The following is a 235-nucleotide window of genomic DNA, read 5'->3' on the forward strand; positions in this document are numbered from 1 at the left end:
TTGGCTAGCGTCGGGTGTGACGGACATGCGGCGCGGCTTCAACTCTTTGGCCGCGCAAGCCGAACAGGTCCTGGCCGAAGATCCTTATTCTGGGCACTTGTTCGTGTTCCGTGGTCGGCGGGGCGATCTCTTGAAGATCATCTGGTGGGACAGTCAGGGGGCTTGTCTGTTTTCCAAACGCCTGGAGAAGGGCCGGTTTGTCTGGCCGGGTGCGAAGGCTGGCAAAGTCAGCGTC

The 235-nt window shown here is 60.4% G+C and carries 1 protein-coding gene; it reads left to right on the top strand.

The features are described from left to right. Positions 1–235, top strand: a 235-nt coding sequence (gene tnpB / locus ACXAH0_RS25330; RefSeq protein WP_475196109.1) for an IS66 family insertion sequence element accessory protein TnpB, incomplete at both ends; no start/stop codon positions are given.

The sequence above is a fragment of the Roseibium sp. AWQ4_290 genome, assembly GCF_056160985.1.